This window comes from Streptomyces sp. WZ-12 (assembly GCF_028898845.1).
Classification (GTDB): Bacteria; Actinomycetota; Actinomycetes; order Streptomycetales; family Streptomycetaceae; genus Streptomyces.
In genome coordinates, this window is the sequence record NZ_CP118574.1 from 6,471,381 (window position 1) to 6,486,246 (window position 14,866).

At 72.8% G+C, this 14,866-nt stretch carries 12 protein-coding genes; 5 read left to right on the plus strand and 7 right to left on the minus strand.

The annotated features are described in order from the left end of the window. Nucleotides 1-98: 98 nt before the first annotated feature. Entirely contained in the window at nucleotides 99-3,242 is a 3,144-nt protein-coding gene (gene ileS, locus PV796_RS27980) for an isoleucine--tRNA ligase (protein WP_274916165.1), read from the minus strand. 571 nt (nucleotides 3,243-3,813) lie between these two features. On the opposite strand from ileS, the gene PV796_RS27985 reads away from it, so the two are divergent. The 4 genes from PV796_RS27985 (at nucleotide 3,814) to PV796_RS28000 (ending at nucleotide 8,015) form a co-directional block, all read left to right on the plus strand. After that, nucleotides 3,814-4,536: a TraR/DksA family transcriptional regulator gene (locus PV796_RS27985; RefSeq protein ID WP_274916166.1), complete on the plus strand. Its 723-nt coding sequence runs from the start codon at nucleotides 3,814-3,816 to the stop codon at nucleotides 4,534-4,536. Nucleotides 4,537-4,663: 127 nt separating this feature from the next. After that, nucleotides 4,664-5,266, plus strand: a complete 603-nt coding sequence (gene lspA / locus PV796_RS27990; RefSeq protein ID WP_274916167.1) for a signal peptidase II — start codon at nucleotides 4,664-4,666, stop codon at nucleotides 5,264-5,266. A gap of 85 nt (nucleotides 5,267-5,351) precedes the next feature. Beyond that, nucleotides 5,352-6,293, plus strand: a complete 942-nt coding sequence (locus PV796_RS27995) for an RluA family pseudouridine synthase (protein WP_274916168.1) — start codon at nucleotides 5,352-5,354, stop codon at nucleotides 6,291-6,293. Nucleotides 6,294-6,419: 126 nt separating this feature from the next. Next, nucleotides 6,420-8,015, plus strand: a complete 1,596-nt coding sequence (locus tag PV796_RS28000) for a Na+/H+ antiporter (RefSeq protein WP_274916169.1) — start codon at nucleotides 6,420-6,422, stop codon at nucleotides 8,013-8,015. Nucleotides 8,016-8,062: 47 nt separating this feature from the next. Here PV796_RS28000 and PV796_RS28005 read toward each other — a convergent pair whose 3' ends face one another. Further along, on the minus strand, nucleotides 8,063-9,166 hold the full coding sequence (locus PV796_RS28005; protein ID WP_274919274.1) for a mechanosensitive ion channel family protein: 1,104 nt from the start codon (nucleotides 9,164-9,166) through the stop codon (nucleotides 8,063-8,065). A 95-nt stretch (nucleotides 9,167-9,261) separates the two neighbouring features. Between PV796_RS28005 and PV796_RS28010 the strand changes: the two genes are divergently transcribed. Next, nucleotides 9,262-9,885, plus strand: a complete 624-nt coding sequence (locus tag PV796_RS28010) for a dienelactone hydrolase family protein (RefSeq protein ID WP_274916170.1) — start codon at nucleotides 9,262-9,264, stop codon at nucleotides 9,883-9,885. A gap of 64 nt (nucleotides 9,886-9,949) precedes the next feature. Here PV796_RS28010 and PV796_RS28015 read toward each other — a convergent pair whose 3' ends face one another. The 5 genes from PV796_RS28015 to PV796_RS28035 all read right to left on the minus strand — a co-directional run bounded on the left by PV796_RS28015 (nucleotide 9,950) and on the right by PV796_RS28035 (nucleotide 14,677). Further along, complete coding sequence (locus PV796_RS28015; RefSeq protein ID WP_274916171.1) at nucleotides 9,950-10,870, minus strand: thioredoxin domain-containing protein; 921 nt, start codon at nucleotides 10,868-10,870, stop codon at nucleotides 9,950-9,952. 59 nt (nucleotides 10,871-10,929) lie between these two features. Further along, on the minus strand, nucleotides 10,930-11,565 hold the full coding sequence (locus PV796_RS28020; protein ID WP_274916172.1) for a hypothetical protein: 636 nt from the start codon (nucleotides 11,563-11,565) through the stop codon (nucleotides 10,930-10,932). A 121-nt stretch (nucleotides 11,566-11,686) separates the two neighbouring features. Beyond that, entirely contained in the window at nucleotides 11,687-12,532 is an 846-nt protein-coding gene (locus tag PV796_RS28025; RefSeq protein ID WP_274916173.1) for a thioredoxin domain-containing protein, read from the minus strand. Nucleotides 12,533-12,634: 102 nt separating this feature from the next. Further along, nucleotides 12,635-13,291: a hypothetical protein gene (locus tag PV796_RS28030; RefSeq protein WP_274919275.1), complete on the minus strand. Its 657-nt coding sequence runs from the start codon at nucleotides 13,289-13,291 to the stop codon at nucleotides 12,635-12,637. Between the two features lie 60 nt (nucleotides 13,292-13,351). Beyond that, nucleotides 13,352-14,677, minus strand: coding sequence for a DUF2252 family protein (locus tag PV796_RS28035; protein WP_274919276.1), 1,326 nt, complete (start codon nucleotides 14,675-14,677; stop codon nucleotides 13,352-13,354). Nucleotides 14,678-14,866: the final 189 nt, after the last annotated feature.

Below are 14,866 nucleotides of genomic sequence, written 5' to 3' on the forward strand. Positions count from 1 at the left end.
GGGCGCGGCGGTGGTACGCGGGGGGCGGAGAAGGGCGCGGGCCCCGGCGCGCAGTGCGCCGGGGCCCGGTCGTGCTCCCGTCGTGCTTCCGTGCTCCGTTATGCCTTGCGGAGGTGGAAGGTCAGGGCCAGTGCCTCATCGGTGAAGGCCGGGCCGTAGGACTCCTCCGGCCCGCCGGCGGCGAAGTCGGCGGCCAGCACCTCGTCGGCGATCAGCGCGGCGTGGTCGGCCAGGGCCGTGCGGACCTCGTCGTCGGCGGTCGTCCAGCGCAGGGCGATCTGGTCGGCGACGTCCAGGCCGCTGTTCTTGCGGGCCTCCTGGATGAGCCGGATCGCGTCGCGGGCCAGGCCGGCGCGGCGCAGTTCCGGGGTGATCTCCAGGTCGAGGGCGACCGTCGCGCCGGCGTCGGAGGCCACCGACCAACCCTCGCGCGGGGTTTCGGTGATGATGACCTCTTCGGGGGTGAGGGCGACGGTCTCGCCGTCCACCTCGACGCTGGCGGTGCCCTCGCGCAGGGCGAGCGAGAGGGCGGCGGCGTCCGCGACGGCGATCGCCTTGGCGACGGCCTGGACGCCCTTGCCGAACCGCCGGCCCAGGGCGCGGAAGTTGGCCTTGGCGGTGGTGTCCACCAGGGAGCCGCCCACGCCGGAGAGCGCGGCCAGCGAGCTGACGTTGAGCTCCTCGGCGATCTGGGCGCGCAGGTCCTCGGAGAGGTCCGCGAAGCCGTGGGCGCCGACCAGCGCGCGGGACAGCGGCTGACGGGTCTTCACCCCGGACTCGGCGCGGGTGGCGCGGCCCAATTCGACCAGCCGGCGCACCAGTTGCATCTGCGCGGAGAGCGCCGGGTCGATCAGGGCGCGGTCGGCGACCGGCCAGGTGGTGAGGTGGACCGAATCCGGGGCGTCCGGGATGACCGGGACGACCAGGTCCTGCCAGACCCGCTCGGTGATGAACGGGACGAGCGGGGCCATCAGCCGGGTGACGGTCTCGATGACGTCGTGCAGGGTGCGCAGCGCGGCGGCGTCGCCCTGCCAGAAGCGGCGGCGGGAGCGGCGGACGTACCAGTTGGAGAGGTCGTCGACGAACGCGGAGAGCAGCTTGCCGGCGCGCTGGGTGTCGTAGCCCTCCAGGGCGTCGGTCACCCCCTCCACCAGGGTGTTGAGCTCGCCGAGCAGCCAGCGGTCCAGCAGCGGGCGGTCGGCCGGAGCCGGATCGGCCGCGGACGGCGCCCAGTTGGAGGTGCGGGCGTAGAGGGCCTGGAAGGCGACGGTGTTCCAGTACGTCAGCAGGGTCTTGCGGACGACTTCCTGGATGGTGGTGTGACCGACCCGGCGGGCCGACCAGGGGGAGCCGCCGGCGGCCATGAACCAGCGGACCGCGTCGGCGCCGTGCTGGTCCATCAGCGGGATCGGCTGGAGGATGTTGCCCAGGTGCTTGGACATCTTCCGGCCGTCCTCGGCGAGGATGTGGCCGAGGCAGACCACGTTCTCGTACGACGACTTGTCGAAGACGAGGGTGCCGACGGCCATCAGCGTGTAGAACCAGCCGCGGGTCTGGTCGATGGCCTCGGAGATGAACTGTGCCGGGTACCGCTTCTCGAAGAGCTCCTTGTTGCGGTACGGGTAGCCCCACTGCGCGAACGGCATCGAGCCCGAGTCGTACCAGGCGTCGATGACCTCCGGGACGCGGGTGGCCTCCAGGGTGCAGCCCTCGTGGGTGCAGCCGAAGGTGACCGCGTCGATGAACGGGCGGTGCGGGTCCAGGCCGGACTGGTCGGTGCCGGTCAGCTCGGTCAGCTCGGCGAGCGAGCCGACGCAGGTGAGGTGGCCCTCCTCGCAGCGCCAGATGGGCAGCGGGGTGCCCCAGTAGCGGTTGCGGGACAGCGCCCAGTCGATGTTGTTGGTCAGCCAGTCGCCGAACCGGCCGTGCTTGACCGACTCCGGGAACCAGTTGGTGTTCTCGTTCTCCCGCAGCAGGGCGTCCTTGACCGCGGTGGTGCGGATGTACCAGGAGGGCTGGGCGTAGTAGAGCAGCGCGGTGTGGCAGCGCCAGCAGTGCGGGTAGCTGTGCTCGTAGGCGAGGTGGCGGAAGAGCAGGCCACGGGCGTCCAGGTCGGCGACCAGGGCCTCGTCGGCCTTCTTGAAGAACTGGCCGCCGACGAGCGGGAGTTGCTCCTCGAAGGTGCCGTCAGGGCGGACCGGGTTGACCACCGGGAGGCCGTACGCGCGGCAGGTCTTGAGGTCGTCCTCACCGAAGGCGGGGGCCTGGTGGACGAGGCCGGTGCCGTCGTCGGTGGTGACGTACTCGGCGTTGACGACGAAGTTGGCGCCGTCGAGGTCGATGAGCTGGAACGGGCGCTCGTAGGTCCAGCGCTCCATCTCGCGGCCAGTGAAGGTCTCGCCGGTGGTCGTCCAGCCCTCGCCCAGCGCCTTCTCCAACAGCGGCTCGGCGACGACCAGTTGCTCGGTGCCGTCGGTGGCGACGACGTAGCGGACGTCGGGGTGGGCGGCGACGGCGGTGTTGGAGACCAGGGTCCAGGGGGTGGTCGTCCAGATCAGCAGGGCGGCGCGGCCGGCCAGCGGGCCGGAGGTCAGCGGGAGGCGGACGAAGACCGAGGGGTCGACGACCGTCTCGTAGCCCTGCGCCAGCTCGTGGTCCGACAGGCCGGTGCCGCAGCGCGGGCACCAGGGGGCGACGCGGTGGTCCTGGACCAGCAGGCCCTTGGCGAAGATCTCCTTCAGGGACCACCACACCGACTCGATGTAGTCGGGGTCCATGGTGCGGTACGGGGCGTCCAGGTCGGTCCAGTAGCCCATCCGCGTCGTCAGCTCGGCGAAGGCGTCGGTGTGCCGGGTCACCGACTCGCGGCACTTGGCGTTGAACTCGGCGATGCCGTACGCCTCGATGTCCTTCTTGCCGTTGAAGCCCAGCTCCTTCTCCACGGCCAGCTCGACCGGGAGGCCGTGGCAGTCCCAGCCGGCCTTGCGGTCGACGTGGTAGCCCTGCATCGTGCGGAACCGGGGGAAGACGTCCTTGAAGACGCGGGCCTCGATGTGGTGCGCGCCGGGCATGCCGTTGGCCGTCGGGGGGCCCTCGTAGAAGACCCACTCGGGGCGGCCCTCGGACTGCTGGAGGGTGCGCGCGAAGACCTTGCGCTCCTGCCAGAAGTCGAGCACCGCGTGCTCAAGGGCGGGCAGGTCTACCTGCGCGGGTACCGGGCGGTACTGGGGCGTGGGACTCATCGGTTCCTCCGGCGGACACCTGGTGCGTTCTCCGTCCGGAGGGACGAGAGCCGTGGGCTCCCGCGGTACCACCCTCCTTGGCGGCGCCGTCGCGCACCGCCCCCTCATTGGGATCGCGCTGCCGGTTCTACTGACCCGCGTCGCTTGCGTGCGCGGGCGTTCCTCCGGCGGCTCCGGGCTGATCTTCACGTCAGGCACGCCCCCGGGCTCGCACCGTCCCCGGGTCGCTGAAGGCTGCGTCCGACGCTACTCGTCCCATCGACGCCTCTCGCTGCGCCCCAGTGTACGGGGCCGGGCCGACAGCGGCCGACCGGATTTCGGACGCCGGCGCCGGCCGGGGGAGGTGCCCGAGTCGCCGCTCCCGTGGGTGACCCAAATGGCGACGCCGCCAGATGCGGGCAATCCGGACGGATTACGACGCGGTGGGCAGGGCACAACGGAGGCAGGCCGGACGTGCGGCCCCGGCGGTGGGGTGGCCGGGCGGTGCGTCCCGTTGCCGCGTGCCGTGCGGCGATTTATCGTTCCCGTCACGATTCGCGCACAAGATCACATATGCGAAGGGGTCGCGGCCATGGTGGCGAAGAAGACCGCCGCGGAGAAGACCACGACGTCCGCCGGGCCCGCTGACGAGGACGTCGCGACGCACTCCGCCCACGAGGGCGCAGCCGGGCACCCGGAGGCGCCGAAGAAGACCGCCGCGAAGAAGGCGGCCGCGAAGAAGGCTCCGGCCAAGAAGGCGGCGCCGGCCAAGGCCGCGGCCAAGAAGACGGCCGCGAAGAAGACGGCCAGGTCGACTGCCAAGTCGGCCACCAAGAAGGCCGTGAAGAAGGTGGCGGAGAAACCCGTGGAGAAGGCCCCCGCCGGAGAGGCGGCGGTCGCGGCGCGGGCGGCCGCGGCGCCCGGTGAGCTCGCGGTCCGGCCGGGCGAGGATCCCTGGACGCCCGCCGAGGTGGCCGAGGCGCGGACCGAGCTGACGGCGGAGACGGACCGGCTGCGGGCCGAGATCGTCGCCGCCGAGGACGCCATCGCCGGGCTGATGCGGGACTCGGGTGACGGCGCCGGCGACGACGAGGCCGACACCGGCACCAAGAACATCACCCGCGAGCACGAGCTGGCGCTGGCCTCCAACGCACGGGAGATGCTGCACCAGACCGAGCGCGCCCTGGGGCGGTTGGACGCGGGCACGTACGGGCTGTGCGAGAACTGCGGCCAGCCGATCGGCAAGGCGCGGATGCAGGCGTTCCCGCGGGCGACGCTCTGCGTGGAGTGCAAGCAGAGGCAGGAGCGGCGCTGACCCGCCGCCCTCGACGGTCCGGTGTGGGCCGGCACCCGGCCGGGCCGGGCGCGCGGGGGTGTGCCGTACTCTCGTGGGCAGCCGGGCTGGGCCTGGCGGTGGACTCGACGGGCTGAGGGACGCACACGTGGCAGAGGCGGAACGCATCACCGGTACGCCGGAATCCGAGCCGGGTTCCGGGGCGGATGCCGTGGCGGGATCCGAGGGGGGACGGCCGGCGGAGGGCGAGCGGCCCACCGGGCGCGGGCGGCGGCGGATCGCCGCGCTGCTGCTGGTGGCCGCGGTGGTCTACCTGCTGGACCTGGGCAGCAAGCTGGCGGTGGTCGCCAAGCTGGAGCACCACGCCCCGGTCGAGATCATCGGGACGCTGCTCCAGTTCAACGTGATCCGCAACCGCGGGGCGGCCTTCGGGTTCGGCGAGGCGCTGACGGTCTTCCTGACCATCATCGCCGTGGTGGTGATCGTGGTGATCGCCCGGATCGCGCGCAAGCTCTACAGCCTGCCCTGGGCGATCGCGCTGGGGCTGCTGCTGGGCGGCGCGTTCGGCAACCTCACCGACCGGATCTTCCGTTCGCCGGGCGTCTTCCAGGGCGCGGTGGTGGACTTCATCGCCCCCGCCCACTTCGCGGTCTTCAACCTCGCCGACTCCGCGATCGTCTGTGGCGGCGTGCTGATCGTGCTGCTGTCCTTCCGGGGGCTGGACCCCGACGGGACCGTCCACAAGGACTGATCGCCCAGGTCGTGGCCCGGGCCCTGATTCCGGGGCGGGCCCTCCGCCTGGTCGGGCAGTGTCGCGGGACTGCCATACTCGTGGGGTGAGCACGCTTCCCGAGATCCGCACCCTGCCCGTACCGGACGGCCTGGAAGGCGAGCGCGTGGACGCCGCGCTGGCCCGCATGTTCGGCTTTTCCCGTACGAAGGCGGCCGAGCTGGCGTCGGCCGGCAAGGTCCGGGTCGACGGCTCCGAGGTGATGAAGTCCGAGCGGGTCCACGGGGGTGCCTGGCTGGAGGTCGAGATGCCGCCGGCGGCCGCGCCGGTGGAGATCGTCGCCGAGCCCGTCGAGGGCATGGAGATCGTCCACGACGACGAGGACGTCGTGGTGATCAGCAAGCCGGTGGGGGTCGCCGCGCACCCCAGCCCCGGTTGGACCGGCACCACCGTGATCGGCGGGCTGGCCGCGGCCGGCTACCGCATCTCCACCTCCGGTGCTGCCGAGCGGCAGGGCATCGTGCACCGCCTCGACGTCGGCACCTCCGGGTTGATGGTGGTCGCCAAGTCGGAGCGGGCGTACACGTCGCTGAAGCGGCAGTTCAAGGAGCGGGTGCCGGACAAGCGCTACCACGCGCTGGTGCAGGGCCACCCGGACCCGATGAGCGGCACCATCGACGCCCCCATCGGGCGGCACCCCCACCACGACTACAAGTGGGCGGTCACCGCCGACGGCAAGGCGTCGGTCACCCACTACGACCTGATCGAGGCGTTCCGGGCCGCCAGCCTGTTGGACATCAAGCTGGAGACCGGGCGGACGCACCAGATCCGGGTGCACATGTCGGCGCACCGGCACCCCTGCGTCGGCGACCTGACGTACGGCGCGGACCCCACGCTCGCCAAGCGGCTGGGCGTCTCCCGGCAGTGGCTGCACGCGGTCCGGCTGGGCTTCGAGCACCCCTCCGACGGGCGTTGGGTCGAGTTCGAGAGCGCCTACCCGGCGGACCTGAAGCACGCGCTGGACACCGTGCGGGACGAGAGCTACTGACCAAGCCCCCGAGGGTAGTTCGGGGCAATTCGGGCGAATCGATCGGTGGAAGCCGGGATTTGACCATTTCGTGGCAGAGTTGGGGCGGAAAATGATCGGAATCGACCGCTCCGGAGCGTAGTCACCGTGGATCAGTTGGCCCTGCTGTTCGTCCTGCTCCTCGGGGCGGTGGTGATGGTTCCGCTCGGCGACCGGCTGGGCCTGCCCTCACCGGTGTTGATGACGCTGGCCGGTGCGGTGCTGGCGCTGCTGCCGTTCGTGCCCAACGTCGAGGTACCGCCCGAGTACATCCTGCCGATCGTGCTGCCACCGCTGCTCTACGCGGCGGTCCAACGCACCTCCTGGCGGCAGTTCACCGCCAACCTCCGGCCGATCTTCCTGCTCGCGGTGTTGCTGGTGTTCGCCACCACGGCAGCGGTCGCGGCGGTCGCCCAGGCCGTGGTGCCGGGCATGCCGCTGGCCGCCGCGGTGGTGCTGGGCGCGTTGGTCGCCCCGCCCGACCCGGTGGCCGCCACCGCGGTGGCCGGCAAGCTGGGGCTGCCCCGCCGCATGGTCTCCATCCTGGAGGGCGAGGGGCTGTTCAACGACGTCACCGCGATCGTGCTCTACCACGTCGCGCTGGCCGCGGTGATCAGCGGCACCTTCTCGGTGCCCGGCGCGGTGGGCTCGTTGGTGCTCTCCGCCGTCGTCGCGGTGGCGGTCGGCCTGGTGCTCGGCTGGGTGGCGAACAAGCTGATGGGGCGGCTGGGTGACCCCACGCTCCAGATCGGGATGACGCTGCTGGTGCCGTTCGTGGCGTACGTGCTGGCCGAGGAGTTCAAGGGCTCGGGCGTGCTCGCGGTGCTGACCTCCGGGCTGTTCCTGGCCGAGTACGCGGTCGACGCGGACGACGTGATGGGCCGGCTGGCCGGCTACACCTTCTGGGAAGTGGTCGACACCCTCGTCACCGGCGTCGCCTTCGGGCTGATCGGCCTGGAGCTGCACAACATCATCGGTGCCGCCGGCCGCCACTGGACCTCGATGCTCGGCGCCGGCGCCGCCGTGGTCGCGGTGGTCGTCGTGGTGCGCCTGGTGTGGCTGTTGCCCGCTGCCTGGCTCGCCAAGCGGATGCACAAGCTCCGGGACGTCGAGGAGGACATCCCGATGAGCTGGCGCGAGACGGTCATCATGTGGTGGTCGGGGATGCGCGGGGTGGCCACGGTGGCGCTGGCCCTGGCCATCCCGACCGCGGTGGACGGCGGCGGCGCCTTCCCGGCCCGCGACGAGATCCTCTTCATCGCCTTCGCCGTGGTCCTGTCCACCCTGGTCATCCAGGGGCTGACGCTGCCGTGGCTGGTGCGCAAGCTGCGGGTGCGGGCCGACACCGACGCCGCGGACGCGGTGGAGCGGGAGCTGGCGCTGCGGGTGATCAAGGCGTCCAAGCGGCGGCTGAAGGAGATCCTGGAGGTCGAGGAGGTGTCCGACGAGGTCGCCGACCAACTGGCCCGCCGTGCCTACGACATGGGCGCCCGGATCACCCCGGACATCGTCGACGACGAGCGGCGCGAGCTGTTCGAGAAGCGCATCTCCCGGATGAAGAAGGTCCAGCGGATCCAGGGCGAGATGCTCTCGGCCGCCCGGCACGAGGTGCTGGCGGCGCGCAGCGAACCGGGCGCCGACCCGGAGATCGTCGACCGGGTGCTGCGCCACCTGGACATGCGGAGCCTGCGGGCGACCCCGTAGGGCGGGGAACGGGCGGGCCCGGGCGGGGAGTTGGGGCCGCGGGCCGGTCAGCGGCCCCCAAGGCCGTGCGGGCCATCCTTCGGGTCGGGCGGGCCGGCGTCCGGCGGTCCGCCGGCGGACGCGGCGGGCGCGGTGGCGATCCGCGGCAGCGCGTAGGCGTGCTCGGTCCGCAGCCACTCGATCATCCGCTCGCGGACCTTGCAGCGCACCGTCCACAGCGCGTCCGCGTCCCGGGCGGTGACCAGGGCGCGCACCACGATGGTGGACGGGGTGGTGTCGGTGACCACCAGGCTCCAGGACCGGGCGTCCCACTCCGGGCACTCCTGGAGCAGCTCGTGCAGGTGCTGCCGCATCTTCTCCAACGGGGCGGAGTGGTCGAGGTGGAAGAAGACCGCACCGGTCATCTGCGCGCCGCCGCGCGACCAGTTCTCGAACGGCTTGCTGGTGAAGTACGAGACGGGCATGGTGATCCGGCGCTCGTCCCAGGTCCGCACGCTCAGGAAGGTCAGGGTGATCTCCTCGACCGTGCCCCACTGGCCGTCCACGACCACGGTGTCCCCGATGCGCACCATGTCGCCGAACGCGATCTGGAGCCCGGCGAAGAGGTTGCCCAGGGTGGACTGGGCGGCGATACCGGCGACGATGCCCACCAGCCCGGCGGACGCCAGCACGGAGGTGCCCACCGCCCGCATCTGCGGGAACGTCAGCAGCATCGAGGCGGCCGCGACGACGATCACCACCGCGGTGACCACCCGCTGGATCAGCGTCACCTGGGTCCGCACCCGCCGCACCCGCGCCGCGTCCCGGGCGCCGGCGGCGTAACGGGCGTACGACGACTCCACGATCGCCGCCGCGGCCCGCACCAGCAGCCAGGCGGTGGCGGCTATCAGTACCAGCGTCAGGAACTGGCCGATGCCCACCGCGTGGTGCAGCACGAGTGGGATCTCGGTCTGGCGGTAGGAGCCGAGCAACAGGGCGAAGGTGAGCATCAGTTGCAGCGGTATCCGGCAGCGCCGCAGCAGCCCCCACAGCGGGGTCTCCGGGCGGCGGGTGTCGATCCGCAGCAGGGTCCGGTCGATCAGCCAGACCAGGACGAACGTGACCACGATCGAGCCGCCGACGACGGCGATCGGGCGCAGCACGGCCTCCAGGGACACGGGGCTCCTCCTCGGTGGGTGTGCTCGTTCCGGTGCGGACGACCGTAGCTGGCACGATGGGGGGAGAGCGATCCAACCCCAGGGAAGTGATGTCTGTGCCCGCCTCCACCGAGCCCGCGACCAGCGGTTCCTCCACCATCGTGTTGTTTCATTCGGTGTGCGGGCTGCGCCCCGCGGTGCACGCCGGCGCGGACCGGTTGCGCGCCGCGGGCCACGAGGTGATCGTCCCGGACCTGTTCGGCGGCCGGACCGCCGACTCGGTCGTCGACGGCATGGTCATCAAGGAGGAGATCGGCACGGACGAGCTGCTGCGCCGGGCCGTCGCGGCGGTCGCCCCGTATGCCGACCGCGGGCTGGTCTACGCCGGCCTCTCCTTCGGTGGCTCGGTCGCGCAGAACCTCGCCCTCGCCGACGAGAAGTCCCGCGGGCTGCTGCTGATGCACGGCACCTCCGACCTCGCCGACGGCGCCAGCGCCGACGAGCTCCCGGTGCAACTGCACGTCGCCGACCCCGATCCGTTCGAGCCGCACGACTGGTTGAACGCCTGGTACCTGCGGATGCGCCGGGCCGGCGCGGACGTGGAGGTGTTCCGCTACGCCGGCGCCGGCCACCTCTTCACCGACCCCGAACTCCCGGACTACGACGCGGAGGCGGCCGAGGCCGCCTGGAAGGTGGCGCTGGGGTTCCTGGCGGACCTGCCGGAGCGGGGCTGACCCCCGCGCCCCACGGCCGGGCGGGCGGCCCCCGGTGGCCCAACGCCCGCCCGGCCCGCGGTCGTCACCGGCCGCCGGTGGGGTCCTTCTCGCCCTTGGCGATGCCCTCGCCGGCGCCCTTGTCCGCGCCGCTCTTGTCGCCGGCCTTCGCCGGGCCGAACTCCGCGTCGATCATCTTGCGGAAGTTGGCCCGCGCCAACTGGTCGTACTGCTGCTGCGTCATCTGCTGCTGCGGGATCTCCGCCATCGTCAGCTTCTTGTCGCCGTGCATGAAGGTGGGGGTGCCGCGCACGCCCTTGCGCCCGAACAGCGCGGTCATCTCCATCGCCCAACGGTCGTACGTGCCGCCCTCGACCGCCTTCCGGAACGCCTTGTTGCCCTTCAACTCCGGTACGTCCGCGGCCACTTTGAGCAGCTCGGAGTCCTTGGCGTAGAGGTCCTCGCGCTCGTCGGGGTGGAACGTGGTCGAGTACAGCGCCGCCTTGTACTTCAAGAACGCCTCCGGGCTGACGTTCAGCGCGGCGCCCAGCGCGCTCAGCGCGTTCTTGGAGCCCTCGCCGCCCTGCATGCCGTCGATGAAGGTGTACATGGTGTAGCGGACCTTGAACCGGCCGTCGTGGAGGTCCTTGATCAGCTCCGGGCCGGCGCTCTGCTCGAAGGCCGCGCAGGCCGGGCAGCGGACGTCCTCGAAGACCTCCAGGGTCTGTTTGGCGTTCGTGTCGCCCAGCAGGATCTCGGTGCCGTGCGGGCCCTGGGTGTGCGCCGGGGTGACCAACGTGGCCTCCTTGGCGGCCTCCCAGCCGGTCGGCGCGTTCGCCTTCAGCACGGCGAAGCCGATGCCGCCGGCGACCACCAGGACGCCGACGACCGAGGCCGCCACGATGAGTTGGCGGCGCAGCCGCTCCTTCTTCTTCTCCCGCTCGCGCTCGGCGCGGATCCGTTCGCGGGCCGCCTGCTTCTTCGCCTGGTCGTTCCGGTTGCTCATGGGGGGTGTCCGATCCTTCGGTGCTGCGCTGACTCGGGGGTGTACGGGTGGTACGGGGGTCAGACGGCCACCGGGGACGGGGGACCGCGGCGCCGTACGCAGTGCGCGAGGCGGGGCAGTGGACGGGCCGGCGCCGGCGGGCGGAGCGGGCGCGGGCACGGACGGGGCGGGACGGTGGCGGCCGCGCGCAGCGCGGTGCTCAGCGCCCGTTGGCCGCGGTGCAGCCAGGCGGCCGCGAGCAGGCCGACGGCCAGGTGGGCGGCGAGCAACAGCCAGCCGGCGGCCGGGTGCGGGGTGGGCAGGCCGTGGGCGAGTCCGGCCGGCCCGGTGCCCCGGCACAGCAGGGCGACGCCGACCGCGTGCAGCGGGCCGGTGACGGGACCGCCGGCCGGCCCGTAACAGGTCTGCTGCCCGGTGGTGAAGACGGTGTCGGCGGTCAGCTCCAAGGGGACCAGCAGCGCGGCGGTCCGCCCGTAGCCGCGCTCGCGGCCGGAGTGCGCGTAGGCCGCGGCGAAGACCCCGGCGCAGACCGCGGCGAGGGTGGCCGGCGGGAGCGCGCGGTGCGAGAGCAGGACGTGGGAGGTCGCGGAGAGCGGGACGCACACCGCGGTGAACAGCGCCGCCCGCACTGCCCTGAGCCGGTCGCCGGGTAAGGCCCCGCGCCGGGCCGCCGGGCGGTCTCCCCTCCGCTGCATGGCGGGAGTCTGCCATGAACACGGCGGGAAACCGGGTCAAGATTTGGCATCGGCCGGCGTGCACGGGGCACGCCGGCCGATGCCGGTCACCGGGGCGCGGCCCGGCGTCAGGACCCGGGGGTCACTTCTTGAGGTTCTTGTCCACCTGGGCGTTGAAGTCCGCCACCGAGGACGGCGCGACCGGGCCCTGCGCGCTCTGGGTGCCCAGGACGGTGCCGTTCATCTTCACCGTCGGGGTGCTGCGGACGTCCTTGTGCGAGTCGAAGTTCTTGGACATCGCCATCGCCCACGCGTTGTAGGTGCCGTCCTTGACCGCCTTCTCGAAGGCGGCGTTGCCCTTCAGCGCCGGGATGGTGTTGGCGACCTTGAGCAGGTAGCTGTCGTCGGCGAACTTGTCCGGGCCGGTCTCGTCCGGGTGGTACTCCTTGGAGTACAGCGCGAACTTGTACTTCAGGAACGCGTCGGGGGAGACGTTCAGCGCGGCGCCCAGCGCGCTCAGCGCGTTCTTGGAGCCGGTGCCCTGGAGGTTGTTGTCCAGGAACGTGCCGATGTGGTAAGTCGCCTTGTACTTACCGTCGTTGATGTCCTTCTCGATGGTCGAGCCGACGGTCTGCTCGAAGACCGAGCAGCCGGGGCAGCGCGGGTCCTCGAAGAGCTCCAGGGTGTTCTTGGCGTCGGCCTTGCCGACGGTGATGGTGGTGCCGTCGGGGCCGCTGGTGTGGGCGGGTGGGACCGGCTTGGCCTTGGCGGCCTTCGCCCAGACGTCGGCGCCCGAGCCGCTGCTGCTGCCGCCGCCGGAGTTGGCGACCGCAAGGCCGATGCCGCCGGCCACCGCCAGCACCGCGACCACGGCGCCGCCGACGATCAACTGCCGGCGGGTGCGGTCCTTCTTGGCCTGTCGCTCGCGCTCGGCGCGCAGCCGCTCGCGGGCTGCCTGCTTGTTGGCCTGACTGTTGCGGTTGCTCATGACTGCTTGGCTCCGTGGGATGAAGTGGTCCGTGGGAAAAGAGTGCGTGCTGCGGGGCGTCTCCGCCCGGTGGGCGCGCGCCGGGCCGCCGACCGGGGAGGGTCAGGCGGCGAGCGCGCAGGGCGGACCGCGGCGCACCACGGAGTGCACGAGCAGGGGGACGGACCGGGCGGGCGACGCGGTCCGCACGGGGGCGGGCACCGCGCGGCGCGGTGCGGCGACCCGACCCAGGAACGCGGCCGCGATCAGCAGCGGGCGGAACGCGAAGCCGGCCACCGCGTCCAGCAGCCGCACCAGCGCGGCCTCGCCGCGGCGCAGCCAGCCGGCCGCCAGCAGCCCGACGGCCAGGTGCCCGGCGAGCAGCAGCAGCCAGGCCGGGGCCGGCGCGCCGCCCTCCTGGGCCAGCCGCGCCAGCGGGCTGCCGACCTGGCCGCCGCCGCAGAGCAGCACCGTGCCCAGCGAGCGCAACGGCCCGGTCGGGCCGCCCTCCGCGCCGAAACAGGTGTGTTGGCCCAGGCTGAAGACCGTGTCGGCGGCCAGCTCCAGGGGGAGCAGCAGCCCGGCGATCCGCCAGTAGCCGCGCTCGCGGCCGGCCAGGGCGTAGGCGAGCGCGAACACCGCGACGCCGGTCACGGCGACGGTGACCGGCGGCAGCGGCATGCGGGAGAGCAGCACGTGGGACGCCGAGGACAGCGTCACGCACAGCGCCGTGAAGAGCGCCGCGCGCAGTGCCCGCAGGTGTGCCGCCGAGATGTCCATCGTCAGCGAGTCTGCCATGGGCCTCGCTAAAGGGGTACTAAGGGGGCGCGCGGGGGACGGCTACCGGACCGTGATCCGGCCGTCCCGCAGGAGCTCCACGAAGATCCGGTGGTCGGCGCGGGTCCGGGCCGCACAGGAGTGCGCGAAGTCGGCCAGCAGCGGTCCGAAGCCGTCCTCGTCGGCGGCGAGGGCCGCGTCGATGGCCCGCTCGGGCCGGAACGGCACCAGCGGGTGCCCGCCCTTGCCGTCCCCCGCGGCGTGCGCGGCGGCGGTGACCCGGCCCAGCCCGGCGACGGCCGCGGCGATCTCCTCCGGGTCGTCCAGGTCGGACCAGTCCAGCCCGACCGCGTACGGCGAGACCTCGCCAACCACCAGGTCCGCGCCGTCCAACTCGGCCCAGCCCAGCCACGGATCGGCGTGCGCCTGGAGGGCGCGCCGGGCCAGCACCGCCCGGTGCCCGTCGTGCCGCACCTGGGCGGCGACCTCCGGGACGGGCCGGTAGCGGGCGAGCGCCGGGGGTCGCGCCCGCCGCACGGTGAGCACCACATCGCTCTCCAGGGCGTCGCTGCCGCCCTCCAGCAGCAGGTCGTACGCCGCCGCGCCGCCGGTCGCGCCCGGACCGCGCCGGCCCACCACGTCCTTGACCCGGTACGCCTCGGGGCGGGCCGGACCGGTCTCCGGCAGCGTCTCCAGATAACCGTCGAAGGCCGCCAGGACGGTGTACCGGGCCGCCGCGTCCAGCGCGACGGCGTCCGGGCCGCCGGCGAACCGCCGCTCCCCGTCGGACAGCTCGGTCAGCGGCGCCAGCAGCCCGGCCCGGGTCCGGGCGCGGGCCGCGCGCAGCACGGTCAGCAGCGGCCCCCTCGCGGTGTCCAGGGTGCACGGCGGCACCGCGCCCGAACCGGAGGCGAGCGCGCGCACCTGCTCCCGGTAGGCCGCGGCGAAGGCCGTCACCAGCTCGGTGATCCGGGCGTCGCTGAGCCCCCGGGCGTGGCCGAGCAGCGCGATCGAGGCCGCGCACCGTTTCAGGTCCCAGGTGAACGGGCCGACGTACCCCTCACCGGAAGCGGTGACGCCGAACACCAGTCGGCCGGTGGCGTCCAGATACGTGCCGAAGCCGCCGGCGTGCAGATCGCCGTGGATCCACACCCGGCCGGTCCGCTCGTCCAGATACGGGGCGCCCGGCGCCCCCGCGCCGGCCACCGCCAGGTCGTGGTGGAAGAGGGCCGCGGCGCCGCGGAAGAAGGCCGCGGGCGAGCCGGCCATCCGCCGCAGGGCGGGTCCGGCGGCGGTGGGGTCGAGGGCGGCGCGGATCTGCTCGGCGCGTCGTGCGGTGTCCTGGCCGTGCCGTGCGGTCTCCCGCGCCGGGGCGTCCTGGATCGGCATCATCGGCATTGCTCACAGCCTCCTGGAGTGCCGGAAAGCGGATCGGAGATCAGACCGGAGAACGCACGGGGAGGCCCGTGAGTGCCCGCCCGCGCCGACGCCGTGCGAGGGCGCCGGACGACCCCTCGCCGGGCCGGCGCTGTCAGTGCCGGGCCGTAGACTTCAACACCGTCAGAACCATCCTTCCGA

Coding starts and splice junctions, on each gene's coding strand:
- ileS (WP_274916165.1), bottom strand. CDS start 3,242: ATGAGTCCCACGCCCCAGTACCGCCCGGTACCCGCGCAGGTAGACCTG.
- PV796_RS27985 (WP_274916166.1), top strand. CDS start 3,814: ATGGTGGCGAAGAAGACCGCCGCGGAGAAGACCACGACGTCCGCCGGG.
- PV796_RS28010 (WP_274916170.1), top strand. CDS start 9,262: ATGTCTGTGCCCGCCTCCACCGAGCCCGCGACCAGCGGTTCCTCCACC.
- PV796_RS28015 (WP_274916171.1), bottom strand. CDS start 10,870: ATGAGCAACCGGAACGACCAGGCGAAGAAGCAGGCGGCCCGCGAACGG.
- PV796_RS28020 (WP_274916172.1), bottom strand. CDS start 11,565: ATGCAGCGGAGGGGAGACCGCCCGGCGGCCCGGCGCGGGGCCTTACCC.
- PV796_RS28025 (WP_274916173.1), bottom strand. CDS start 12,532: ATGAGCAACCGCAACAGTCAGGCCAACAAGCAGGCAGCCCGCGAGCGG.
- PV796_RS28030 (WP_274919275.1), bottom strand. CDS start 13,291: ATGGACATCTCGGCGGCACACCTGCGGGCACTGCGCGCGGCGCTCTTC.
- PV796_RS28035 (WP_274919276.1), bottom strand. CDS start 14,677: ATGCCGATCCAGGACGCCCCGGCGCGGGAGACCGCACGGCACGGCCAG.